General features: G+C 34.5%; 22 protein-coding genes and 1 tRNA gene. 18 read left to right on the forward strand and 5 right to left on the reverse strand.

Going from position 1 to position 23,965, the window contains the following annotated elements; translation table 11 throughout:
- The first annotated feature begins 133 nt into the window (after positions 1-133).
- Both OQK60_RS08455 and OQK60_RS08460 read left to right on the forward strand, forming a co-directional pair.
- Positions 134-1,702 carry a DmsC/YnfH family molybdoenzyme membrane anchor subunit gene (locus tag OQK60_RS08455; protein WP_297686006.1) on the forward strand — a complete coding sequence of 523 codons (1,569 nt, stop codon included), beginning with the start codon at positions 134-136 and terminating at the stop codon, positions 1,700-1,702.
- Complete coding sequence (locus tag OQK60_RS08460; protein ID WP_297686008.1) at positions 1,699-3,993, forward strand: molybdopterin oxidoreductase family protein; 2,295 nt, start codon at positions 1,699-1,701, stop codon at positions 3,991-3,993. Before OQK60_RS08455 ends, OQK60_RS08460 begins: the two co-directional genes overlap by 4 nt.
- Here the strand turns inward: OQK60_RS08460 and OQK60_RS08465 are convergent.
- Positions 3,990-5,270 (reverse strand): HD domain-containing phosphohydrolase, encoded by a 1,281-nt coding sequence (locus OQK60_RS08465; RefSeq protein ID WP_297686010.1) that lies wholly within the window; start codon positions 5,268-5,270, stop codon positions 3,990-3,992. The genes OQK60_RS08460 and OQK60_RS08465 overlap by 4 nt on opposite strands.
- Before the next feature lie 74 nt (positions 5,271-5,344).
- Here OQK60_RS08465 and OQK60_RS08470 point away from each other — a divergent pair, with 74 nt between their 5' ends.
- The 6 genes from OQK60_RS08470 (at position 5,345) to OQK60_RS08495 (ending at position 10,314) form a co-directional block, all read left to right on the forward strand.
- Positions 5,345-6,460 carry a metallophosphoesterase gene (locus tag OQK60_RS08470; RefSeq protein ID WP_297686012.1) on the forward strand — a complete coding sequence of 372 codons (1,116 nt, stop codon included), beginning with the start codon at positions 5,345-5,347 and terminating at the stop codon, positions 6,458-6,460.
- A 165-nt stretch (positions 6,461-6,625) separates the two neighbouring features.
- A complete protein-coding gene (locus OQK60_RS08475; RefSeq protein ID WP_297686014.1) occupies positions 6,626-8,527 on the forward strand; it encodes a ferredoxin--nitrite reductase in 1,902 nt (633 codons plus the stop codon).
- An 86-nt stretch (positions 8,528-8,613) separates the two neighbouring features.
- Entirely contained in the window at positions 8,614-8,841 is a 228-nt protein-coding gene (locus tag OQK60_RS08480; protein ID WP_297686016.1) for a hypothetical protein, read from the forward strand.
- 5 nt (positions 8,842-8,846) lie between these two features.
- A complete protein-coding gene (locus tag OQK60_RS08485; RefSeq protein WP_297686018.1) occupies positions 8,847-9,065 on the forward strand; it encodes a hypothetical protein in 219 nt (72 codons plus the stop codon).
- A gap of 64 nt (positions 9,066-9,129) precedes the next feature.
- Positions 9,130-9,206 (forward strand) — tRNA-Arg (locus OQK60_RS08490).
- A 175-nt stretch (positions 9,207-9,381) separates the two neighbouring features.
- Positions 9,382-10,314, forward strand: a complete 933-nt coding sequence (locus OQK60_RS08495) for an esterase-like activity of phytase family protein (protein ID WP_297686020.1) — start codon at positions 9,382-9,384, stop codon at positions 10,312-10,314.
- On the opposite strand, the gene trpA is transcribed toward OQK60_RS08495, so the two are convergent.
- Together trpA and OQK60_RS08505 are read right to left on the reverse strand one after the other, a co-directional pair.
- Positions 10,311-11,051: a tryptophan synthase subunit alpha gene (trpA, locus tag OQK60_RS08500; RefSeq protein WP_297686022.1), complete on the reverse strand. Its 741-nt coding sequence runs from the start codon at positions 11,049-11,051 to the stop codon at positions 10,311-10,313. The genes OQK60_RS08495 and trpA overlap by 4 nt on opposite strands.
- A 2-nt stretch (positions 11,052-11,053) precedes the next feature.
- Positions 11,054-11,458 carry an Hpt domain-containing protein gene (locus OQK60_RS08505; RefSeq protein ID WP_297686024.1) on the reverse strand — a complete coding sequence of 135 codons (405 nt, stop codon included), beginning with the start codon at positions 11,456-11,458 and terminating at the stop codon, positions 11,054-11,056.
- A 78-nt stretch (positions 11,459-11,536) separates the two neighbouring features.
- Here OQK60_RS08505 and panB point away from each other — a divergent pair, with 78 nt between their 5' ends.
- The 3 genes from panB to OQK60_RS08520 are packed head-to-tail and all read left to right on the forward strand — an operon-like array spanning position 11,537 to position 14,401.
- Positions 11,537-12,328: a 3-methyl-2-oxobutanoate hydroxymethyltransferase gene (gene panB, locus OQK60_RS08510; protein WP_297686026.1), complete on the forward strand. Its 792-nt coding sequence runs from the start codon at positions 11,537-11,539 to the stop codon at positions 12,326-12,328.
- Positions 12,329-12,341: 13 nt separating this feature from the next.
- Positions 12,342-13,355, forward strand: coding sequence for a Holliday junction branch migration DNA helicase RuvB (ruvB, locus tag OQK60_RS08515; RefSeq protein ID WP_297686028.1), 1,014 nt, complete (start codon positions 12,342-12,344; stop codon positions 13,353-13,355).
- Positions 13,352-14,401, forward strand: a complete 1,050-nt coding sequence (locus OQK60_RS08520; RefSeq protein WP_297686030.1) for an AI-2E family transporter — start codon at positions 13,352-13,354, stop codon at positions 14,399-14,401. The genes ruvB and OQK60_RS08520 overlap by 4 nt, the downstream gene beginning before the upstream one ends.
- Before the next feature lie 3 nt (positions 14,402-14,404).
- Here OQK60_RS08520 and OQK60_RS08525 read toward each other — a convergent pair whose 3' ends face one another.
- Positions 14,405-15,289 (reverse strand): lipid A biosynthesis lauroyl acyltransferase, encoded by an 885-nt coding sequence (locus OQK60_RS08525; protein WP_297686033.1) that lies wholly within the window; start codon positions 15,287-15,289, stop codon positions 14,405-14,407.
- 95 nt (positions 15,290-15,384) lie between these two features.
- On the opposite strand from OQK60_RS08525, the gene OQK60_RS08530 reads away from it, so the two are divergent.
- The 7 genes from OQK60_RS08530 (at position 15,385) to OQK60_RS08560 (ending at position 21,599) form a co-directional block, all read left to right on the forward strand.
- Positions 15,385-16,290, forward strand: coding sequence for a PDC sensor domain-containing protein (locus OQK60_RS08530; protein ID WP_297686035.1), 906 nt, complete (start codon positions 15,385-15,387; stop codon positions 16,288-16,290).
- The gene (gene hisH, locus OQK60_RS08535) at positions 16,287-16,898 is read left to right on the forward strand and encodes an imidazole glycerol phosphate synthase subunit HisH (RefSeq protein WP_297686037.1); all 612 of its coding nucleotides are present in this window, start codon (positions 16,287-16,289) and stop codon (positions 16,896-16,898) included. Before OQK60_RS08530 ends, hisH begins: the two co-directional genes overlap by 4 nt.
- Positions 16,899-16,914: 16 nt before the next feature.
- Positions 16,915-17,625, forward strand: a complete 711-nt coding sequence (gene hisA / locus OQK60_RS08540; RefSeq protein WP_297686039.1) for a 1-(5-phosphoribosyl)-5-[(5-phosphoribosylamino)methylideneamino]imidazole-4-carboxamide isomerase — start codon at positions 16,915-16,917, stop codon at positions 17,623-17,625.
- A gap of 81 nt (positions 17,626-17,706) precedes the next feature.
- Positions 17,707-18,081, forward strand: a complete 375-nt coding sequence (locus OQK60_RS08545; protein WP_297686040.1) for a response regulator — start codon at positions 17,707-17,709, stop codon at positions 18,079-18,081.
- On the forward strand, positions 18,081-18,914 hold the full coding sequence (locus tag OQK60_RS08550; RefSeq protein ID WP_297686043.1) for a 50S ribosomal protein L11 methyltransferase: 834 nt from the start codon (positions 18,081-18,083) through the stop codon (positions 18,912-18,914). Before OQK60_RS08545 ends, OQK60_RS08550 begins: the two co-directional genes overlap by 1 nt.
- A 2-nt stretch (positions 18,915-18,916) precedes the next feature.
- Complete coding sequence (ftsH, locus tag OQK60_RS08555; protein WP_297686045.1) at positions 18,917-20,956, forward strand: ATP-dependent zinc metalloprotease FtsH; 2,040 nt, start codon at positions 18,917-18,919, stop codon at positions 20,954-20,956.
- Complete coding sequence (locus OQK60_RS08560) at positions 20,946-21,599, forward strand: phosphatidylserine decarboxylase (RefSeq protein ID WP_297686047.1); 654 nt, start codon at positions 20,946-20,948, stop codon at positions 21,597-21,599. The genes ftsH and OQK60_RS08560 overlap by 11 nt, the downstream gene beginning before the upstream one ends.
- Here OQK60_RS08560 and OQK60_RS08565 read toward each other — a convergent pair.
- The gene (locus OQK60_RS08565; protein ID WP_297686049.1) at positions 21,592-23,922 is read right to left on the reverse strand and encodes a hypothetical protein; all 2,331 of its coding nucleotides are present in this window, start codon (positions 23,920-23,922) and stop codon (positions 21,592-21,594) included. The two genes, OQK60_RS08560 and OQK60_RS08565, sit on opposite strands and share 8 nt — an antisense overlap.
- Between the last annotated feature and the right edge of the window lie 43 nt (positions 23,923-23,965).

Consider the following 23,965-nt stretch of genomic DNA (forward strand, 5'->3'; position numbering starts at 1 on the left):
GTAGATTTTAAATTAATATTAAGTAAATATATTTAAAAGGTAGCTTGATTAAATTTTACTCATGATAATAATCAATATCATTTATAGTTCTTGTATAATGACTCAATTAGTAAATCATTTGGAGATTTAAATTATGCAAACACCTTTAGAGAGTTTTATAGACCACAAGGCCGATACAGGAATGCAGTGTGGTAACTACTCTATAGATATTCCAAAGCTGCAAGAGGGTGAACAGTATAGGTTTCATTTCGATGCGACGGCTTGTGTAGGATGTCACTGCTGTGAAGTTGCATGTAATGAGCAAAACAACAACCCTGCAGATATAAAATGGAGAAGAGTAGGTGAGATAGAGGGTGGAGAATTTCCTGCTTTCTCGCAGCTTTTTAACTCTATGAGCTGTAATCACTGTATAGACCCTGAGTGTTTAAAAGGGTGTCCGACAAATTCTTATATAAAGATAGACGAGACTGGAATTGTCGTGCATGATGATGATACATGTATAGGTTGCCAGTACTGTACTTGGAACTGTCCTTATGAGGTTCCTGTATTTCATGAAGAGCGTAAGATTGTAACAAAGTGTCATATGTGTCATGAGAGACTCGATGTCGGTCAAACTCCTGCCTGCGTTCAGGCTTGTCCGTCCGGAGCAATCGAGATTGAAGTTGTAAATGTTAAAGAGTGGCTAGATGGTGCAATAGATAGAGAAGCAAATATGCCTTTCTTGCCTGATGCTAGAATCACAAACTCTACTACAAGATACACACTACCTGATAATTTGCCAGAGAACATGAAAGAGGTTGATGAGCATATACTTCGCCCCGCCCACTCTGAACTGCCGCTTGTTTTTATGACAGTTCTGACTCAAATCTCTCTTGGTGGATTTTTAGCACTGTTTATGGGCAATGTTATGAGTCTGTTTGGATTTCCTGAGGTCAACTGGATAATGGCTCTTTTAGTTATGCTTCCCGCAGCCCTTGGACTTCCTCTTTCTGCTCTTCATCTAGGTCGTCCATTTTTGGCTCTAACTGCAATGAAAAACATAAAGACTTCATGGCTTTCCCGTGAAGCACTGGCTCTTGGAGTTTTTGTACTGCTTATGAATATTGTTGTTGTTTTATACTTTTTAGAAGTTTCTCAGACAATAATACTTTTAGTTGAGATTTTAACATTGACATGTGGAGTTTTTGGAATCTATGCGCAAGCAATGATCTACCGTATAAAAGCTCGTCCGGCATGGGATAGAACTACAACAAATCTGAAATTTTTTGCAACTCTGCATGTAGGAATATTTTTACTTGCTTTTGTGGCTGTTATTTTAGGAATGCTTAAAGTTGCTTTTCCGCTTATAGCACTGGCAATGTTAGGCGCGATTTCACAGATGTTTTTTACATATGAAGATTTAAGAACACTAAAAAGTGAAACTAAAAATGAGTACCAGTTAAAAAGAACCGCAAGACTTTACGATGAGAACTTTAAAAATATAAAACTGTTTCGTTTTATATCTATAGCTTTAGGTGGAATTATTCTGCCTCTATTAGTTATTGTACTGCTTAGTTCAGCTTCTTTTGCTGGAGCATCTTTAGTGATGTTTCTATCTTTAGTTCTTGTTTTTGCAAGTGAGATAAGTGATAGATTTTTATTTTATTCTACAGTTGTTCCTCTTGGAATGGCGGGTGGATTTTTTGTAGGAAAACAACGATGATTAGCAAATTAAAAGATTTTTTAGGTTTTGATATAAAAGCGGATAAGTATAAACTATCTTCAGATCCGCAGTTTGGAATGATAAGTGATGAGAAGAAACCGGACAAATGGGTTTTTTCTACATGTGGATATTGTGGAGTTGGTTGTGGGCTGTATATCGGTGTTAAGGACGATAAAGCAGTATATACAAAAGGCAATCCTAAGCATGATGTGAACATGGGAACTCTGTGTCCAAAAGGTTTGAGTGAGCATCAGCTTATAAATTCACCCCAGAGAGTGACTACGCCGCTTATAAAAAAGGGCGGAGAGTTGGTTTATGCTTCTTGGGAAGATGCATATACAAAAGTATCTGATGAGTTTAAGCACATAGCTAATGAGCACGGGTCTAAAGCAGTAGGTGTTATATCAAGCGGACAGCTTTTGACAGAGGAATTTTACACTTTAGGAAAGTTTGTTCAGCTTGGACTTCAAACAAATAACTATGACGGAAACACAACTTTGTGTATGGCATCTGCTGTTATGGGCTACAAACAGTCACTTGGCTCAGATGGACCTGTCGGTTCTTATGAAGATTTTGAAAAAGCAAATACGATTATTTTAATAGGTGCAAACATCCCTGATAATCATCCTATTTTAAAACTACATATTGCTAAAAATAAGAAAAAGCCTAAGATAATCGTAATAGACCCAAGAGCATCCAAGACCTCCCAAATGGCTGACATGTACATTCCGATAAAGCCAAGAACCGATCTTGCACTGTTTAACGGACTTGCATATATCATAATGGAACAAGGCTGGGAGGATGAGGGTTATATAAAAGCAAACACTAACGGATACAAAGAACTAAAAAAGCATCTACAAAATTATCCGCCTGGGGAAGTGGCAAACATAACCGGCATAGATGTTAAAACACTTTATGAGATTGCCCGTCAGTTTGCAGCTCAAGATGCAGTTTTGTCTGCTTGGACTATGGGAGTGAACCAATCTTTTATGGGGACAGATACTGTAAGCGCAATTATAAACCTGCATCTTTTAACAGGACAAATTGGAAAAGAAGGAGCAGGTCCTTTTTCCATAACTGGGCAGTGTAATGCTATGGGCACGAGAGAGAGCGGTTTTACATCTTCACTTCCGGGATATAGAAACTTTGGTGACATGTCAAGCGCACAAGAATATGCGGATATAGTGAATGTACCTTTGGATATTGTCCCAACTGAGCGCGGATATAAATATGCAGAGATTATTGATGCGATTGACAGAGGAGAGATAAAAGCACTCTGGATAGTCGCTACAAACCCATTAGTCAGTTTTGTAAATCAGGAAAAACTTCGTAAAACTCTGGCAAAACTTGACATGTTAGTTGTGCAGGATGCTTTTATGTCAGATACGGCAGAGATAGCAGATGTTGTTTTTGCAGCAGCAACCTGGGGTGAAAAAGAGGGGACCTATACAAATAGTGAGAGACGCTGTAACCGTGCCAATAAAGCGGTTGAACCTCTCTCTAATACAAAAAGTGACTTTGATATCATCGTTGATTTTTCAAAATATTTTGATGGTGTAAATGAACTTCTGTTTCCTTCATGGAGTAAACCCATAGATGCCTTTAATGAGTTTAAAAAGGTGACTAAAAATCAGCTTTGTGATTACTCAGGAATTACATATGAACTCTTAGAAGAGCAGGGCGGAATTCAGTGGCCTTGTAACGAAGAGAGACCACTTGGCACAAAACGACTATATTCATCAGATATTCCGTTTAGAACAAAAGATCAAAAAGCAAACCTTCTGTGTTTAGATTGGTTTGCTATGGCAGAACCTGCCAACAAAGAGTTTCCCCTTATCTTAAATACAGGAAGAACGGTTGAGCAGTGGCACACAAGAACAAAAACCCGCTCAATCGAGATACTTGATAATCTTGCACCAGAAGCATGGGTAGATATAAATCCAAAAGATGCAAATAAATTAAAAGTAAAAAGTGGAGAGAGAATTTCACTCTCGTCTGCCAGAGGCATAGTCAGAGATGTAGTTGTTCGTGTAACTCAGAGTGTGGCACCCTCAAATGTATTTGTACCATTTCATTATAATACTCAGCTGATAAATACTTTGACGGCAGAGAGTTTTTGTCCAAAATCAGGCGAGCCAAACTTCAAGCAAACTGCGATTCAACTGCATTCAGATGAGGTGCCAGAAGGTTTAAAATTTAAAGAAAATAAGATAAGCGGCGCCATTTCACATGTCAAAACAAAGTATGAAGGAATAGCTCTAAAAGAAAAGTTTGCAACAGATAGAGTCTAATCTAAAAAATATTTTTTTATTAGAGTATCGAGCTCTTTTTTCAGCTCTTCTTTTGTTTTTAATCTTGTCTCTTTATAGAGCTTTTCCGAAATTTTTATAAATATATCTAGCAACTCACCATCAAAGTGTTTATCATATCCATCTTTTAAAATCTCGATACTTTTTTCATAGTCAAAAGCTTCTTTATAGGGTCTTTTTGAAGTTAGAGCATCAAAAACATCGACAATAGCAAATACTCTAGCCGTAATTGGTATTTTTTTGCCTTTTATTTTATTTGGATAACCGCTTCCGTCATATCTTTCATGGTGATATACAATTACATCTTTTGCGTCTTCCAGCCAGCTGTTATGGTTGATAAGTTCAACTCCTTTAAGTACATGTTCTCTCATTATCTCAAACTCTTTTTCATCTAAATTTCCACTTTTTAGAAGAATATTGTCGGATATTCCTATCTTTCCAACATCATGCAAAAAAGCCCCTTTTATCAGCATTTTAATGCTTTTATGGTCTAGGTTTATGCTCTGCGCAAACTTAATTGCATAAAGAGTCACTCTGTAGTTATGCTCGTTTGTGTCGCTGTCTCTAAGTGCAATTGCATTACCAAGTGTTGTAATCATCATAATATTACTAGACAACAACTCTAATCTATGGGCATTTAGTTTTTTATATGCAAAATAGATTAGAGGAAATATCAAAAAAGAGAAGAGTACAATGGTCAAGATTACAGTAGTTATGGTAGCAAAAACACCTCTTTTAAACCTGTTAAGAACGATAGGCTCAACATATGATATACCTTCAAAATATCCAAGAAGTTTATCTGATTTGTATATTGGATAAAAAATTTGTATAAAGTTGTGTTTGTCTGAAACTTCGAAAAAATCATAGTTCATTTTTTTGGATGTTGGGAACTCATGATTAATAAAGTTATAGTGTTCTTGTATGAGGTTTAGTTTATCCGCGAACCTCTCTCCCGGAGCACTAAAAGCAAAAACTCCCTCTTTATTATTGTCATATATTTCTATTGTGATAAATCCAAGCTCTCTCATCAAAGATTTTACATCCTCTTTAAGTATATTCATATCTGAGAGCTTTAGATTTTGGTTATATTTACTTAATTTTTTATCGACATTCATTTTTATACTATCTGCTAGAGATGTGTAAAAATTGTATTGTTGAAAGTTGATGATAGATACAGTGCTGATGACACTAATAACAATTACAGCAAATAAAGCTCTTTTAAAAAAGGAGCTAACAATGTTATTGTAAGTTGTTTGCATTAAAACTTCTCATAAGTATAAATTTAGAAAAAATTTATTGTAGTTTGTTTAGGCTTAAAAGCTATAATGCTTGTATGAACTTCTCACTATTTGCAATCGCCTTTTTAGGTGTTTTTAGTTTACTTAACATGTACATATCAAAAAGATTGATTTCTAAACTTGATATTAAGGATAGTACAAAACGCTACCTGAAAATATTTCTGATAATTAACTTTATTGGGATTATAGGATATATGCTTGCACGCTATTATGTAAATATCCCGAGTTGGCTCTATTTTTTACTCTCTCTACCTATCGGTATACTTTTTTTACTATTTTGTACAGCAATTATTTATGATATATCCAATGTTATATTACAAAAAACAGTCTTATCTAAAACAAGAAGAGAGTTTTTCAAAAAATCTTTAGATATAAGTTCCATGGCAGTAGCAACAACACTAAGTGCAAAAGCAACATATAATTCCAGATTTGTAGAACTTGAAAAAATAAATATTAAAATAAAAAACCTAAAACAATCATATAAAATAGTTCAATTAAGCGACATACATATTGGCGGTATTATAGATGCAGCGTTTATAAACGAAGTAGTCCAAAAAGTAAACAAACTCAAACCTGACATTGTAGTAATTACAGGTGATTTGATAGATATAAAAGTTCAAAATGCAACTAAGCCTCTTAATGAACTTAAAGGCTTGAAATCAAAATATGGAACATATTTTGTAGTCGGTAATCATGAGTACTTTCATGGTATAGATGAAATAATCAAGGCTGTAAAATCATTAGACATAAGAGTGTTAGAGAATGAAAATGTTTATATTGGAGAAGAAGGCAAAGGCTTTAATCTGGCAGGGGTTTATGATGTAATGGGTTACAGAGTAGGACACCATCTTCCTGACCTTTCTAAAGCATTACAAAACACAAAAGAATCACCGACTGTTTTACTGGCTCACCAGCCAAGCTATATCCAAATGATAGAAGATAAGGTAGATTTACTGCTTAGCGGGCATACTCACGGTGGACAGATATACCCGTTTAGGTTTTTAGTTAAACTTCAACAGCCCTATGTCAGCGGACTGCACCAGCATAATGAAAATCTACAAATATATGTAAACAAAGGTACCGGCTTTTGGGGACCTCCAATGAGACTCGGTGCAAGCGCAGAGATTAGTGAGATAATTTTAGAAGCATAAATATACACCCCGCCACCTCCCTACATAATTACATTTACCGATAAAAATTAAACTTAGTACTGTCTGACACGGCATAATACTGTATAAATATTAAGCATATTTTTGTCTATTAATGATTAAAAAATAGATAAGATTGTAATATTAAACAGTTATTGGAGCTTTGAAATGATAGAGTTACAAAAAGCACATAATATAAGAGCAAAAAAGCTTAATAAAATAGAACAAATTAAAGAGTTGAAAAATCCGCAAGAGGCATATGAAAAACTAAAAGAGTACGCTAAAAATGGATATGAGTCAATTCCTAATGAAGATAAAAAATACTTTTTAAAATGTTTTGGCATCTACGATAGACCTGCTACACCTGAGAGATTTATGATCAAACTTCGTATACCGGGCGGACACTTAAACTCTGCTCAGGCAAAGGTTATAGGTGAATGCGCAAGAGATTACGGACAAGATTACATAGACCTTACTACAAGGTGTCAAGTAGAACTTAGATACTTGGACATCAAAGATATACCTACTCTTTTAGAGAAGCTAAATGATGTGGGAATAGACTCTTACCAAACTGGTGTGGATAATTTTAGAAATATTTTAAATGATCCACTTGACGAACTTGGTTTTGACAATATATTGCCATCACAGAAACTTCTTCTAAAACTTCAGGAGATGTTTTTGTACTCTCCAGATTGGATTTCTTCGCTTCCTAGAAAATTTAACACTGCTATAACAGGTTCTTTGTCAAACAGATGCAATATCTTTGGGCATGACTGCTGTTTCGTTTTAGCTCAAAAAGATGGTGTGTATGGGTATAACATGTATCTTGGTGGCAAAGTAGGTAAAGTAGCTAAAAGTGCTGATATATTTTTGGCAAATGATGAAGAAGTCCAAAAGGCTTTTGCTTCTATAGCAGATATATTTAGAAGATTTGGTTTTAGAGACAACAGAAATAAAAATAGACTAGATTCACTTATCAGTGCAGTTGGTATGGATGAGATTACAAAAGCTATAAAAGAGAATGCCGGTGTTGATTTTGCAACCGCCGGAGAGACTATGACAAAGATAGATTTTTATGATCCCGACCAGGGAAAAGTGCAACTTCGTGATGGGAGTTTTGCAGTTCATGTTGTAATTCCATCTGGAATTTTTTCAGGAAGTGCAATGATAGATGTTGCCAACTTAAGTGAGAGTTATGGAAGCAAAGAGATAAGGCTTGACATGGAACAGAGTCTGTATATACTTGGCGTAAAGAGTGTGCGCGCATTATTAAAAGAAAAATTTTTCGAGAAGTATAAGAGCGTAAACACTCCGTACTTTAATCATCTTATCGCTTGTGCAGGAACTGAGCATTGTCCTTTTGGAGTAATTGAGAATAAAAACGATGCCATTAATATGGCTGAGTATTTGAGCAACAGTGTACCTCTTGAGCATGGACGAGTTCGTATGTACTGGTCAGCGTGTGTAAAAGGCTGCGGCATCCATGGTTTGGGTGATATTGGCTTTGAGGGATGTAAAGTAAAAGTAAATGGTGAGACAGAAGGCGGAGTAAATATCTCTCTTGGTGGAAAGTTGACAAGTAACGGTGTAGAAGGACGCACTGTACTCAAGTCTGCCCCACTAATATATGCACATTATTATGTTGAGACACTTATGTTAGAGTATAAAAAACATAAAAGTGCAACCGAGAGTTTTGAGCAGTTTAATGACAGGGTATTGAGTCAATATACATCTGCAAATATTGGCTTTATGATGAAACTTGGAGCCTATTTAAGAGAAAAAAATATAGATGTCGATTTCGGGTTTAATGTTAAAACAAATACGGGTAAAAATGAAGAGTTTGAAGTGTTTGAATTGGGTCGAAGACTCTATTATGCATTAGCTAAAAAAGAGGCTTATTCAGCTTACGATAGATTTACAAATGTTCTTAAAAATGAAAAGCTAGAAGACATTAGAGTACTTGTACCAAATATTGATGAAAATTTGGCACTTATGCTTGAGCTTATATTAAATACGAAAGAGCAAAGCAGAGCAGAGGTGTTTTCCGAACTTAACTCTTTTCTTGATTAAGATAGCAAAAGATAGATTTGTTGAATTAGAATTAGTTTAAAATTATGATAGAATTATATTTATACAATATAAATCAGGGAATTGTAATGCATAATCAAACAAGTTTAGAGATATTAAATGAAAAAGTATCAAACATTTTACAAAAATATAATTCATTAAAAGCTGAAACAGAGATGCTTCGTACGGAGTTGATAACACTTAAGGCTGAAAAAGAGATCAAAGATCAAGAGATTGAAAAACTTATAGAACAAAATACTCAAAAAGATTTAGAAATAGAAGAGATTGTTGAAAAAATCGAAAGTATAATTGGATAAGTCTGATGAGTAAAAAGTTAGGCTTAAATATAGGTGGTCGTCGTTTTGATGTTGATGTAGAGGATAGTTTTGCTCCTTTTTTACAACAGCAGATGAAAAATGATTTTAATGTGGAAGGCAATAATGATTTAAAAGTATTGCTTCAGGCATATGTTCGTAAGAATCATGAACTTTTCATGCAAGAACAAAAAATAGAAGAAATAACAAAGAAATTAGAAGAATAATCTCTGATTTAGTATAATGTAAGTTAAGAGTGATATAATTTCATCCTCTAAATAGAGATGGTGTGCGCTCGTAGCTCAGCTGGATAGAGCACTGGTTTGCGGTACCAGCGGTCACATGTTCGAATCATGTCGGGCGCACCATTAAAACTAAAACTTCAATAATATTTCAAAACAAACTCATTATTAAACGATTTTCTTTGTACAATAAAAATCTATTTTTACCCTCTTATCGCTTAACTCGATAAAGCAGTTCCCTCCTAAAGGGATAGCTTGTGGGGAGATTAGTGATTGAATTTCAGTAAAAGAAGGGTTGCATATGTCAATAATTATTAAATTTTTTTTAACGATGATTGCTATTGTGTATTCATTAAATGCGCAGCTTTACACACATAGTATTAAACCCCAGTCACTTAAATCAGATAAATTGATGAATATAAAAATATTAGATACTGTAGCGGTAAAATTTGATGATTTTAACGGTATAGAATTTCATGAAATATCTGCTCTTGCATATCAAAAAAACAAACTTTACGCCTTAAGCGACAGAGGTTACTTGTATCACTTAAATATAAAAATTAAAAAAAATAGAATCAAAAGTTTAAAACTAGTAAAAGCATTAGAGCTAAAACGAAAAAACTCTAAAAGGTTAAAAAAGAAACATAGAGATGCAGAGGGTATGGTTTTAGTAGATGAAGAGTTATATATCTCTTTTGAGAGAAAACCAAGAGTCGATGTTTTTTCTCTTAATGGCAAAAAAATCAAAAAATATGAAATACAAAAAGAATTAAATAATATTGATAATTACCAAACAAAAAACAAAGCTTTAGAGTCCATTGCGTATAGTAAAAAACATGGGATAGTAACTGCCCCTGAGATATCTTTACTTGGCAACGATGAGAATCTACATGTAGTATATGCTAAAAACAAACAATACAAATTTAGAGCAACTTCTAAGTTGAGTGCAATGGAATTTATAGATGAGAACAGGCTTTTGACACTTGAGAGAAGTTTTAATGTACTAACCCGTCAGAGAGTTGTTACTCTAAATGAAATAGATTTAAGAAAGTCTCACAATGAAATCTCAAGAGCAAGGCTCTTAGCAGTTATGAGCAGCGACGATGGTTGGAACTTGGATAATTTTGAAGGTCTGACAAAGGTTGGTAAAAACAAGTTCCTAATGGTCAGTGACGATAGCGGAGGCTACTTTGATAAAACAGTATTTGTTCTCTTTAAAGTTTTGAGAGACTAACTGTTTATTTCATCTTTTAATATTTTAGACAGTTCGCTACACTCTTTAATCTTCTGTGTATAGTTAAGATTTTCTTTTAACATGATATCTACGAAAGCACTACCGACTATTACGCCGTCAGCACCCTTTACTTTATCTTTTGCAGTTTTTTTATTAACACCAAAGCCGACATAAACAGGGGTTGAAGTGTGTTTTTTAATAGAGATGATAGACGGCTGCAGATCTTCAGCGCTTCCTGAACCAGTAATTCCGGTATAAGCTACCATATATACAAATTTTTTAGAGTTTTGTACAATCTTTTTGATTCTATCTTCGCTATCGGTTGGAGCTACAAAGCTGATATTTGACATGTTGTTTGAGTCAAACACTTCACTGTATGCTACAGCTTCTTCATGGGGCAGGTCAGGTATGATTAGACCATTAATGCCAATATCTCTTAAATGTGGAATTAATTTATTCATGTTTTGTTGATAAAAGCTGTTGAAATAGCCCATTAGTAGCGTATCTACTTTAGGTGCCACTGCTTTAGAGATTTCTAAAACATCCTCAAACTTAATCCCAAGCTTCAATGCCTCATGGCTCGCTTTTTCTATAAGAGGCCCGTCTGCAACAGGGTCGGAAAATGGCACACCAAGTTCAAGTGTATCAACGCCACTCTCCCCAAGTGCCAATGCCAAGTCAATGCTAAAGGATTTTTCCGGATAACCGGATGTTATGTATGCTACTAGTTTTTTCATATCTATGATTTTTCCAAGTCAGGTAATTTAAGTAGAGAATATTTTATGCGAGTAAGATCATTGTCAAGTTTCAAATCTTGATTCCATTGTTCGTACATATCACTGATGCTAAACAACCAAGTTTCAGTCTCTTCATTTATACTTTCGTGATTAGTTCTTAACTCGTCTAGCATATCTTCAACAAAAGCAGAAAGTTTTGCCATTTGTGTGATTTTCAAAAAGCTTGAAGCTGATTTTATATTGTGAAAAACACGAAAAAGCTCGTTTACACTTTGGTCAAACATATTTGGTTTTGAAAGGTCGACTATCATCGTATCCATCATGTCAACCATTATCGAGTAGTGGTCTAAAAATTCGTCAACTATTTCGTAATCAAAGTTGGAATCTAAATCACTTCTTACGCCCATAATATATTTCTCCTATATAGTTCTTATTATAGCAATTTTTAGTTAAAATACTTTCTATATAAATAAAAGAGTTCTAAAATGATTAAAAAAATGACAATAACTTCTATCAAAAAATCAAAAGGTGTGCAGCCTTTAGTGATGATAACTGCCTATGATGCACTTTTTGCAAAATTATTTGAGTCAAGTGCTGATATGATTTTGGTTGGCGACAGCTTAAATATGAGCTTTGCAGGTAAAAAGGACACTATTAGTGCCACGCTAGAGCAGATGATATATCATACAAATGCGGTTTGTATGGGTGCAAAAAATAGTTTTGTAGTTTGTGATATGCCTTTTGGAACATACTCCAATAAAGATGATGCTCTCAAAAACGCAATAAAAGTTTTTCAAGAAACTCCTGCTGATGGCATTAAAGTAGAAGGCGGTGAAGATAAAGCTGAGATAATAAAGCATTTAACTTCCAACGGCATAGCTATATGCGGACATATCGGTCTGCTTCCTCAAGCTGTTCGTGGAGAGGGCGGTTATAAAGTAAAAGGCAAAACTCCCGCAGATGAGCTTCAACTTATAAAAGATGCACAAGCTGTGGAAGAAGCAGGAGCTTTTTGCATGGTAATTGAAGGAGTAAAAGCCGAAGTAGCGGCGGTAATTGCAAAAAGTGTAAATATTCCGGTTATTGGAATTGGCGCTGGAGTTAATGTTGACGGACAGGTACTTGTCTTTTCTGACATGTTAGGATTTTTTGAAGAGTTTACACCTAAGTTTGTTAAAAAATATCTTGATGGCGCATCTTTAGTTAAAGAGGCAGTCAAAAACTATTCGGATGAAGTTAAAAGCAAAAAATTTCCAAAAGAGGAACATACCTACTAATGAGAAAATGCTAATGGAACGACTTGTTGAAATAGAAAAATTTGAATCAGAAGAATCTACTGAGATGACTCTTCGCCCTGATGCTTGGGATGAATACATAGGGCAAGAACAAATCAAAAAAAATCTCAGTGTTTTTATAGAAGCAAGCAAAAAAAGAAATGAGGCGCTTGATCATGTTTTGTTTTTTGGACCTCCAGGCCTTGGAAAAACCACTCTTGCGCTAATTATTGCAAATGAGATGAACACAAATATCAAAGTTACAGCAGCTCCTATGATAGAAAAAAGCGGAGACTTGGCTGCTTTGCTTACGAACCTAGAAGAGGGAGACATACTCTTTATAGATGAGATTCATCGCCTCGCACCGGCAGTTGAAGAGATACTATACTCAGCTATGGAAGATTTTAGGATTGATATTATTATAGGCAGCGGCCCTGCAGCACAAACAGTTAAGATTGACTTGCCAAGATTTACTCTCATTGGTGCAACAACAAGAGCAGGAATGCTCTCAAATCCACTCAGAGATAGATTTGGAATGAATTTCAGGATGCAGTTTTACAAGCATAATGAACTCGCAGAAATAATTTCTCAAGCATCGAGTAAATTAGATAAAGAAATAGTCCATGAAGCTTGTTATGAAATAGCAAAAAGAAGCAGAGGGACTCCTCGTATTGCACTTCGTCTTTTACGCCGCGTTAGAGACTTTGCAGAGGTAGCAGAAGAATTTACAATAAACCATGACCGCTCTAAGTATGCACTTGATGAGCTTGGGATTAATTCACATGGGTTTGATGAGATGGATATAAAACTGTTAAATCTATTGGTAGGTGCTAAGGGAAGAGCTATGGGACTTAGTACAATAGCAGCAGCTCTTAGTGAAGATGAGGGAACGGTTGAAGATGTTCTAGAGCCTTACCTTATTGCAAATGGTTACTTGGAGAGAACAGCAAAAGGCAGAAAAGCTACAAGAAATACATATGAGATTTTAAATATCCCGATTGAAAATACTGATGAAGGAAGTCTATTTTGAAGCCACAATATTTTGTTGCAATACTCTTTGGTGTATCTCTTTACTGGATGTATTTTCTGTATGCTCCATTTTTATTAGTTATGGCGATTGCTGCACTTTTAGCAGTTTCAACTTCAGATATACAAACTTTTTTAGAAAAACTTTTTCGCTCCAAGTTTATAGCAGCACTTGCAGCGAGTTTTTTACTTGCAGTGCTGTTTTTTGCACCCCTTGGATATTTTTTAACCACATTAACTATAAAACTGAACTCTTTAGAAGCAGATACTTTTTTAAATATCAAAGCTTATATTGAAGGTTTTATTGAGACTCCACCTGCTTATTTACAGTTTTTGAAGCCATACGCACTTAATCTCTTAGAAGAGTTTACCGCCAATAAATTCACATCATATATACTTTCAGTAACAGCAACGATTGGAACATTTAGTGCCGGCTTTTTAAAGAATGCATTTTTAATTATTATATTTTACTTTTTTGCTCAGTATAACGGAGCATATATTATAGAGTTTATTAAGAGAGTTGTTCAGATATCAGTCAATGAGACAACCCTTATTATTAAAGAGATATCATCTGTGATGAGTGTGGTTTTTTACTCTATTATTGTAACTGCGATGTTTGAAGGAGTTCTTTTTGGAATGGCAGTTTCATTTATGGGCTATAATGGACTTCTGTTTGGGATTATGTATGGATTTGCATCTTTGATACCGGTTGTTGGCGGTGTTTTGATGTGGCTTCCGTTTATGTTATTTGAATTTTACTCAGGTAATAACTCAAATGCAATTTTTATAGCACTTTATTCGATTATAGTTATATCCATAATAGCAGATACATTTATAAAACCTTTAATAATTAAAGAGATAAACAGCAGACTTTTAAAAGAAGATGATACCAAAATTAATGAACTTGTCATTTTCTTTTCTATTATCGCAGGCTTAGCTACATTTGGCTTTTGGGGGATGATTTTAGGTCCGGCGATTACTGCCTTTTTTCTAACGATTATGAAAATTTTTGAAGAAAGAACTAAAGAGTGCAGTGAGAAAACCGGCTAAATCTTATTTCTTATAGATTTCCGGATATTCACTTTTGAATCTTCTGTGTACCCAAAACCAAAATTTTGGTTCATCTAAGACAAGTTTATTTAGCCAATCAGCTTGAAGTTGAGTGGCTTTTTGTAAATCAGCTTGCTCATCATCTGTTTTTTCAACAGGAATTTCATCAAAGAGCATTAGGGTGTAGTTCTCTTCATCATCGGTTCTTATAGTTATAGGGATAATTGCAGCATTGTATTTTCTAGCAAGAAAAGCTGGAGTTGCAGTTTGACGAATTTTTTTCCCTAGAAAATCTACCTCTAAACCTTCTCTTTTATTAAGACTTGTATCTATTACTATACCGCAGCCTTCACCGTTTTTTATAAGTTTTATAAGCGGTTTTAAAACATTTCTCTTTTCTAAAGATTTATTTGAAAAGTGTGCCCGCGAATCTAACAGCCACTCTTCATATTGTTTGTTTTTCATACTTTTATAAACGGCTGTGATGGGTTCTATAAAGGCTCCGATAGATGCACCACCCAACTCCCAAGCACTATAATGCGGAGTAACATATATAACTGCACGACCGTCTTTGTGTGCTTTTTGTACAGCTTGGATATTTTGTATAGTTACTTTTTTTGCTAAATCTTCTTTACTCATATGTTTGATTTCTATAAGATGCAAAAAATTAAACAGTAAGTTTTTAAAACTATATTTAGTTATCTCTTTCTTTTCATCATCACTCATATTGCTGCCAAAAACAAAGTCAAGATTTTTGTAGGCTATATTTCTATATCTTGAGGATGCATAGTAAGCAATAGTTGCAAGCATAGAAAAAAAGCCTTTTCTAAAGCTTTTAGGTAAAATCATTAAAATTTTTTCTAATAGTAAGAATAGTTTAAAACCCATTGGTGAGATAACTCCTGTAATTGTGAGTGCGATTATATCAAATTGTAATTAAGCCTTTGGTATAATCACACTAAATTATTTAAAAGGTAATGAAAATGGTTGCATCTGATATTCAAAATTTTTCTGAGGGTCGAACAAAAGCTAGGGCGTATTTTTGTTATCTGTTTTCTAAAAATATTCCAAACAGGCTGCCATCTATATCCGAAGAGATGATTATGCCTCGTCTTTTAAAGATGAAGGCAGATCAACCAAACTGTGAAGGTGTCTATCTTCTAGATTATCGTGGTGTGCAAATCACACCGACTTTTACTGCAAATAAGCAGATAGATGATGATGCAGGAAAGATTAGAGCTGATAGAGCTTATTATTATAGAGCTGTAAGAGAAAAGAGATGTACCATAACCGATCCATATCCATCTCTTATTACCGGCGAGTTGACAGTTACTGTATCTCAGCCGATTTTTGATGAAAGTAACGAGCTTAAATATGTTGCATGTATGGATATGCCTATTGATGAAGTTATAAAAGTCTCTAAACAAAACAGCTCAGATATTTTTTACTCAAGATTATTTAAATACTCATACGGTATCTTTGCTTTTGCTCTAGTTGCAGTTTCCATATTGCTTTTTTTTAAAGGAATAGGCAGTTTTTTAACTTATGAAATAACACCTTCACATTTTGCAATAAAAGATGTATTTGAAGCAACTATTCTTTTAACTCTGGCATTGGCAATTTTTGATCTTGCAAAAACCTTAATAGAAGAGGAGATAATAGGGCGAAATAAAGAACATAGCATTTCAGAACCGCATAAAACAATGGTCAGGTTTTTGGGTTCTATAATCATCGCACTTTCTATTGAAGCATTGATGCTGGTATTTAAATTTGCTATAACGGACCCTGAAAAACTTATCTATGCCATGTATATAGTCGGCGGTGTTGCAATGCTGTTGGTAGGATTGGCGATTTATATAAAATTTACAAAATTAAAGATTGAAGAATGATAGCAATTGTTGATTACAATATGGGAAATTTGGCAAGTGTACAAAATGCATTTGCCAAACTAGGTGAAGAGACGGTGGTTGAGAGTGACCCGCAAAAGTTTAAAGATTATGATAAATTAATACTTCCCGGTGTTGGAGCTTTTGGCGATGCAATGGAGCATTTAAGAGAGCGAAATATGATAGAAGCTTTGAAGGAGTATGCTAAAAGCGGAAAATACATGTTAGGCATCTGTCTTGGTATGCAGCTGCTTTTTGAGAGTAGCGAAGAGTTTGGTAATCATGAAGGCTTAGGTTTAATTAAAGGCAGTGTGACTGCTTTTGATACAACTAAATTCAGTGAACCGCTTAAAGTTCCACATATGGGCTGGAACAGGATGTTTACCGAGAATCACCCGCTTTTTGAAAACTTAGATGAGGAACATTACTTATATTTTGTACACACATATCATGTTAATTGTGCAAATAAAGAAGACATTGTAGGGCGTACAGAATATGGATATGAGTTTACATCAGCTGTAGCTCATGAAAATGTTATGGGCATTCAGCCTCACCCTGAAAAAAGCCATGAAAATGGACTTAAAATACTAGAAAATTTTATAAAACTATAGAAAAAGGATTTACACTTTGACTTTATACCCAGCAATAGATTTAAAAGACGGAAAAGCAGTTAGACTTACAAAAGGTTTGATGGATAGTGCAAAGATTTACTCAGACGAACCTTGGACTCTTGTGAAAAAGTTTGAAGAGATGGGAGCGGAGTGGGTACATTTAGTTGACTTAAACGGTGCATTTGCAGGTGAGCCTAAAAATTTGGAGCAGATAATTAAAATACGCCAAAACTGTAATGTAAAACTTGAACTTGGCGGTGGAATCCGTGATGAAGCTACAATTAAAAAAATGCTTGATATTGGAATAGACAGAATCATACTTGGCTCAATCGCAGTTAAAGATGCACAATTTGTAAGAGATATGGCTGCAAAATACCCAATAGCAGTTGGAATTGATGCAATTGACGGTTTTGTAGCGGTTGAAGGCTGGGGCGAAGTTAGTAACATGAGGGCAACAGATTTGGCAAGAGAATTTGCAAATGCCGGAGTTGAAGCAATTATTTGTACCGATGTAGGTAAAGATGGAACACTCAGCGGTGTAAATGTAGAGTTTACTGTAGACATTGCAGAGACAAGTGGAATAAGCACTATTGCCAGTGGCGGAGTTAAGGATGAGAATGATATAAAAGCTCTTATCGCCACAAATAAGGTGGATGGCGTGATAATAGGCAAAGCATATTACGAAGGTACTTTAGACTTACCAAAGATGTTTAAGCTGTTAAGTTAAGCACTACTTAATCATAAAATAAATAAAATTTAGGTATTATTGCTTACTAAATTTTGCAAAATATAAAGAAAAGGATTTCGTTTGAAATTACTTGTTGTTGATGACAGTTCAACTATGCGTCGTATTATTAAAAATACTCTTGCTAGACTTGGACATAAAGATATTTTAGAAGGTGCTGACGGCCTTGAAGGATGGAGTGAGCTAGACGCAAATCCAGATATTGACATGTTAATAACCGACTGGAATATGCCTGAGATGAATGGACTCGAACTTGTTTTAAAAGTTCGTTCTGATGAGCGCTTTAAAGATTTACCTATCATTATGGTAACAACTGAGGGTGGTAAAGCAGAAGTTATAACGGCTCTCAAAGCAGGTGTTAACAACTATATAGTAAAACCATTTACACCACAAGTTTTAAAAGAAAAACTTGGTGCTGTTATGGGCATTGAGGTGTAATGCAAGAGCATTACTTTGAACTAGTAGTCAAATTATCTTCTCATCATTTACTCTTTTCAGATTTTTTGTCAGACACTTTACCGGTAGGTTTTGAAGAAACTGATGATGGTTTTATCATTAGAAGCGAGGAAGAACTTGACACTATAGTTTGGGGACTTGAACAGTTTGCAGAGGCATTACAAAAAGCCCTTGGCCAAGAAATAGAACTAGAGTGTACTCAAACAAAACTAAAAAATAGTGACTGGGTAGCAGAGTATCAAAACAGTATTCAGCCGCTGCAAGTAGATAAGTTTTACATCCATCCGACTTGGAATGAGCCAAGTAAAGATTTAATAAATATAGCAATAGACCCTGCACTTGCGTTTGGAACAGGACATCACCCAACAACGGCATCATCATTAAGAGCAATAGCAAAATATGTGAAAAAAGATGATAAAGTTTTAGATGTTGGATGTGGAAGCGGAATACTCGGAGTGGGAGCATTAAAGCTAGGAGCATCAGTTGATGCATGTGACACAGACAGAGTTTGTGTTGATAACACAAGGGTTAATGCAGAGCTAAATTCAGTTGAGTTTGATAATCTTTGGGAAGGTTCATGCAGCTTGGCAAATAGTAGTTATGATATAGTTGTAGCAAACATTGTAGCAGATGTGTTAACTTTTATCGCCAATGATTTAAAGAGCGTTTTAAAAGATAATGGGATATTAGTACTATCAGGCATACTAGATAAGTATGAAGAAAAAGTTTTGAAATTTTACAAAGATTTTGAAATTATAGAAAAAATAGCCCAAGATGAATGGGTTACATTAATATTAAAACAGGATAAAAAATAGATATGCAAAAAAAAGACGATAACAATCAAGATAATAATTTTTTTAATAAAAATCCATTAATTACATTTGCAATATTTTCAGTTGTAATTATAGTGCTCTTTAAAACACTTATAGGTGATGCGGACAATCAAAATGGAGCTCTTGGCGGTACTAATAAAAAAATTCAAAAAGTTAGTTATTCAGAACTTAAATCTTTGGTAGCATCGAAGAGTCTAAAGAAAGTAGATATCGGACAGAGTTACATTAGAGCTTATTCATCTGATAGTGCAACTGTTTATACTACTAGAATTGTTCCAAATGATACAAATTTAATACAAGAGTTGGATAAGCAAGGTATCGAGTACACCGGTTTTAGTGAAACAAACTGGTTTACAGAGATGTTTGGATGGTTGTTTCCATTTTTAATTATTATTGGAATATGGATGTTCTTTGCAGGACGCATGCAAAAAAGTATGGGTGGCGGTATTCTTGGTATGGGCAATGCAAAGAAGATGATCAACTCTGAAAAACCAAAAACAAAATTTGATGATGTCGCAGGTGTTGAAGAAGCAAAAGAAGAAGTTCAAGAGATAGTAGACTTTTTAAAATATCCCGGCCGCTATGTTGAAATAGGTGCAAAGATTCCAAAGGGTGTTCTTTTAGTGGGTAGCCCCGGTACAGGTAAGACACTTCTTGCAAAAGCGGTTGCAGGAGAGGCTGATGTTCCTTTTTTCTCTGTAAGCGGTTCTAGTTTTATTGAAATGTTTGTCGGTGTTGGTGCTGCGAGAGTGCGTGACCTTTTTGAACAAGCAAAAAAAGATGCTCCTAGTATCATCTTTATTGATGAGATTGATGCAATTGGTAAGAGTCGTGCGGCAGGTGCGCAGATGGGTGGTAACGATGAGAGAGAACAGACTCTTAATCAACTACTAGCTGAGATGGATGGTTTTGGTACTGATACACCTGTTATTATTTTAGCTGCAACTAATAGACCTGAAGTTCTTGATGCCGCACTACTTCGTCCCGGTCGTTTTGATAGACAAGTTTTGGTTGACAAACCAGATTTTGAAGGGCGTGTAAAAATTTTAAAGGTACATGTTAGAGGCGTAAAAATGGACGATGATGTGGAACTTGAAGAAGTTGCTCGTCTAACGGCAGGACTTGCCGGTGCCGATTTGGCAAATGTTGTAAATGAAGCGGCTCTGTTGGCCGGAAGAAAAAGCCAAAAGACTGTAAAACAAAAAGATCTTTATGAAGCAGTAGAACGCGCATTGGCAGGACTGGCTAAAAAATCTCGTCGTATAAATCCTAAAGAGAAAAAAATAGTTGCATACCATGAAAGTGGCCATGCTTTACTAGCAGAGACAACTGATGGCGCTAAAAAAGTTTCAAAAGTTTCTATTGTTCCTCGTGGTCTAGCTGCTCTTGGGTATACACTAAATACTCCTGAAGAGAACAAATTTATGATGCAAAAGAATGAGATGTTAGCAGAAGTGGATGTTCTTCTTGGAGGCCGTGCTGCAGAAGAAGTATTTATCGGTGAAATCTCAACCGGTGCCGGAAACGACCTTGAGCGTGCAACTGATATCATTAAATCAATGGTTCAGACTTATGGAATGAGTGATGTTGCCGGATTGATGGTTCTTGAAAAAAGCAGACAATCATTTATTGGAGGTTATCAACAAGCTACTCGCGAGTATAGTGATAAGATGGCAGAAGATATGGATGAGTTTATAAAATCATCACTTCAAGAGAGATACAAAGCAGTAGTAAAAAGACTTGAAGAGTACAGAGGCGCTATAGAAGATATGGTCAAGCTTCTTTATAAAAAAGAGAATATTACAGGTGAAGAAGTAAGAGATATAATTATTAACTTTGAAAAAGCTAATGGCATGAAATCTAAAGTTAAAATTGTTGTTAATGATATAGAAGAAGAACTCAAAGCAGATGCAAAAATGTCTGATGACAATAAAGACTCAGATGAAGAATCCAAAGCAGATGCAAAAACACCTGAGGACAATATAGACTCAGAAGAAGAGGCAAACAAAGAAGATGAAAAATAATCTATTACCAATAGCTAAACAAGGCTGGGGATACACATTAGGCGCAATTTTATTTTTTATTATTTTTGCCATTTTAGATTTAGGTTTTTTACAATTTCTTGCATTTATAGCAACGGCGTTTTTTGTTTTTGTATTTAGAAATCCAGAAAGAGAACATCCTTACTATCAAGAAAACAGTGTTGTTAGCCCTGTTGACGGAGTAGTCTCTTCAATAGATGAATTTAAAAATGATGAATATGCTTATAGACTTGAAATAAATAGTACCTATTTAAATGTATCTCAGTTGAGAGTACCATTTTCATCAACACTTCATAGTATAGAGAAACAAAACGGAGCAAGACTCTCAAGATTTTCTTCTTTATCAAAAAGTATTAATGAAAATACAGAGTTAACATTTATTGACAAAAATTCTAACCGTCTAAAAATTATACATAGACTAAAACAGAGTTTTATGGGCATAGACATAAAAGCATTAAAATCCCAAAAATTATATCAGGGTTCAAGATACGGTCTTATGATAAATGGTGTTACAACCTTGTATTTACCTAAAAACTTTAGGTTGAATGTAAATGTAGGCTCTGAACTTGTAGCATCAGAGACATTAGTGGGTTACTTTACTAAAGAAGATAAAACTACTAAATAGTTGATTGAGTTTTTTCAAATAGTAGTTTATCCAAATCAATATCAAAGTTAAAATATTCAGAATTAAAATTCTTTTTATGTATTCTTGAGAGTTGAATAACAGCACCCTTGTTGTTTTTAATCTCAAGATAAAGAAGCCCTAAAGCATATCTGCTCTCTAAGAAATTAGAATCTTTCATTTTAGATAATTCTAGTAGTGCTATCGCATTTGCATGATGATTTGCTGCTGTAGAAGCAACAGCACCCATAAATAAAGTATATGGGTCTCTTACCTTCAGATCATCAATAAGACTATTGTATAGAGTATAAGATTCTTCAAATGCACCATCATACAGAGAAGCTAGAGCTAGTGCACTTGTTATTTCATGTGTAGGCTCTGTTGTTGATTCCAGTACCTCTCTTAACTGCTTTCGTAAATGATATAGCTTTCCTATGATTAGGTTTTGTTGAGTATACAGATATCTTGTGATATGTGGACCAAAATACAGATCGTCGAAATTAAAGTTTTGAACTTTTAAATACTTCATGACTTCCTGTGCATATTTTTTTGGTTTTAATTCATAAAAGTGAGCATCTATGTAGACTAAATGAGGCAATATCTCATTTGGAAGCAGTATAGAAAGTTTTTTAGAAGATTGTTTAGCAGCATCTAAGTTGTTTTGTTTTAGAGCTATTATAGTGTCTAAAACCAAATAAAGAGGCCTCTCTTTATAGTTGTTTTCAAGCCAGCTTGAAGTTGCAAGTATATTGTCTTGGCTTAAATAAAATAGTGTCTTATAAAGCTCAATGTCTTCGCTGTTTTCTTCATGAGACAAAGAGTCTTTTATTATAGATATGAATTTGGTATTTACATTATCGGTTAGCTGAGAGGTCATAATAGCATACACTCCTGATAGATAATTCTTTGAATCAAGATTGTATGAGCGTAAAAAATGTTTATGCGCATCTTGCATATTACCCATTTGAGCATATGTAAGAGCCAAGTTGTAGTGCAGTATAGAATGTTTAGGCTGTATGTTTACTAACTCGGCTAACATTAAGTTTGCTTCTCTTGTTTTAAAAGATAACGCTTTTTTTATAGCTTGTACAATTCCTATGTTTACATTTGAAGATGAGGCACTCTTTTTTAAGTATGTTTTAGCAGAATTTACATTATCAATAAAAATATTTGCATTTCCTTTGCGAATATAACTAATAGTCTGGTTGGCATTAAATATTTTATAAGGGGAGAAATAAAATATTTTTTGATAGTTTATTTTTTTACTTTGACTGACTACATCTCTATAGCGTTTTTGAGCTTCATCAATATTAAATAGGGAGTCTTTTAGTTTTACTGTTATTGGATATGGTTTATAAGCCTCTTCGCCAAACATATCTGTCGCATTATCTATCTCTTTAGCTCCCTCTTGTACCTGACCGGCTTTTATATTTATATATCCTAACGCAACTTGAGATTTTATTGGTTCAATATTTTTTATTATAGCGCTCTTAAAATACTTTTTAGATAATGTTAAATCTCCAACCCTTGCATATAAAAGTCCTAGAGAAAAATCATCTGCTTTATTTTTATTGATTTCTATATTTTCTATAGCGCTATAATTATTTTCAAACAGGGCATTTATTTTTGCACTTATATTATTTTGAATATTCATGTACTCTTGTGTTGTTGGATTTTTTAATGCACTAAGTGCTTCAAGGTAATTACCCTTGTAGTAATTAATTAGAGTATAGTAATATGAATATAAAGGGGACTGTCTCTCCTGAGGAAGGTAAGCGTATGCTAAGTCTATATAGTATTTAAAACCCTCTTCGTTTTTTAAATGTAGTGAGCAAACAGCAGCGTTGATGGCACTGACACATCTTTTTTCATTATTTAGTATCGCTTTTTGAAATGACTGTAGTGCCATTTCATACTGTGCATCTTTAATCTGTGCAACACCAAGGTTGTATGATGAGACCGCTTCACTATAAAATGCAATTTTTTCAAAAAGAGAAAGTGCTTCGTCTTTTGAGCCTGTTGAGTATAGATAATTAGCCTTTGCTATCATATTTTCTATTTTACTCGGCTCAATATGTTTTTGTGCCTCTTCTTTGAGTCTGTCCTCTATGTAATTTGTAGACATTATTTTTTTGCTAGGAGTGCTTGGTAAAATAAAAAATACTATCACTACAATCAAAATTAAAGCAACCGCTGCTCCTATAAATAGTAAAGGTTTTTTATTTGAAGACTTTTCATCTAGTATCGATTCATCTGAAGAAGCATCAGTATAGGCAGCATCACTGTCTTCAATAATGATTATTTCTTCTTCTAAGCCCTCTGACATTATCTACCTTAAATATATTTTGTATTATATAGCAAAAAAAGTG

The organism is Sulfurimonas sp. (assembly GCF_026196735.1).
Taxonomy (GTDB): Bacteria; Campylobacterota; Campylobacteria; order Campylobacterales; family Sulfurimonadaceae; genus Sulfurimonas.

Bases quoted from the DNA above. Each gene is read 5' to 3' on its own strand.
- OQK60_RS08455 (WP_297686006.1), top strand. From the start codon at position 134: ATGCAAACACCTTTAGAGAGTTTTATAGACCACAAGGCCGATACAGGA.
- OQK60_RS08460 (WP_297686008.1), top strand. From the start codon at position 1,699: ATGATTAGCAAATTAAAAGATTTTTTAGGTTTTGATATAAAAGCGGAT.
- OQK60_RS08465 (WP_297686010.1), bottom strand. From the start codon at position 5,270: ATGCAAACAACTTACAATAACATTGTTAGCTCCTTTTTTAAAAGAGCT.
- OQK60_RS08470 (WP_297686012.1), top strand. From the start codon at position 5,345: ATGAACTTCTCACTATTTGCAATCGCCTTTTTAGGTGTTTTTAGTTTA.
- OQK60_RS08475 (WP_297686014.1), top strand. From the start codon at position 6,626: ATGATAGAGTTACAAAAAGCACATAATATAAGAGCAAAAAAGCTTAAT.
- OQK60_RS08480 (WP_297686016.1), top strand. From the start codon at position 8,614: ATGCATAATCAAACAAGTTTAGAGATATTAAATGAAAAAGTATCAAAC.
- OQK60_RS08485 (WP_297686018.1), top strand. From the start codon at position 8,847: ATGAGTAAAAAGTTAGGCTTAAATATAGGTGGTCGTCGTTTTGATGTT.
- OQK60_RS08495 (WP_297686020.1), top strand. From the start codon at position 9,382: ATGTCAATAATTATTAAATTTTTTTTAACGATGATTGCTATTGTGTAT.
- trpA (WP_297686022.1), bottom strand. From the start codon at position 11,051: ATGAAAAAACTAGTAGCATACATAACATCCGGTTATCCGGAAAAATCC.
- OQK60_RS08505 (WP_297686024.1), bottom strand. From the start codon at position 11,458: ATGGGCGTAAGAAGTGATTTAGATTCCAACTTTGATTACGAAATAGTT.
- panB (WP_297686026.1), top strand. From the start codon at position 11,537: ATGATTAAAAAAATGACAATAACTTCTATCAAAAAATCAAAAGGTGTG.
- ruvB (WP_297686028.1), top strand. From the start codon at position 12,342: ATGGAACGACTTGTTGAAATAGAAAAATTTGAATCAGAAGAATCTACT.
- OQK60_RS08525 (WP_297686033.1), bottom strand. From the start codon at position 15,289: ATGGGTTTTAAACTATTCTTACTATTAGAAAAAATTTTAATGATTTTA.
- OQK60_RS08530 (WP_297686035.1), top strand. From the start codon at position 15,385: ATGGTTGCATCTGATATTCAAAATTTTTCTGAGGGTCGAACAAAAGCT.
- hisH (WP_297686037.1), top strand. From the start codon at position 16,287: ATGATAGCAATTGTTGATTACAATATGGGAAATTTGGCAAGTGTACAA.
- OQK60_RS08550 (WP_297686043.1), top strand. From the start codon at position 18,081: ATGCAAGAGCATTACTTTGAACTAGTAGTCAAATTATCTTCTCATCAT.
- ftsH (WP_297686045.1), top strand. From the start codon at position 18,917: ATGCAAAAAAAAGACGATAACAATCAAGATAATAATTTTTTTAATAAA.
- OQK60_RS08560 (WP_297686047.1), top strand. From the start codon at position 20,946: ATGAAAAATAATCTATTACCAATAGCTAAACAAGGCTGGGGATACACA.
- OQK60_RS08565 (WP_297686049.1), bottom strand. From the start codon at position 23,922: ATGTCAGAGGGCTTAGAAGAAGAAATAATCATTATTGAAGACAGTGAT.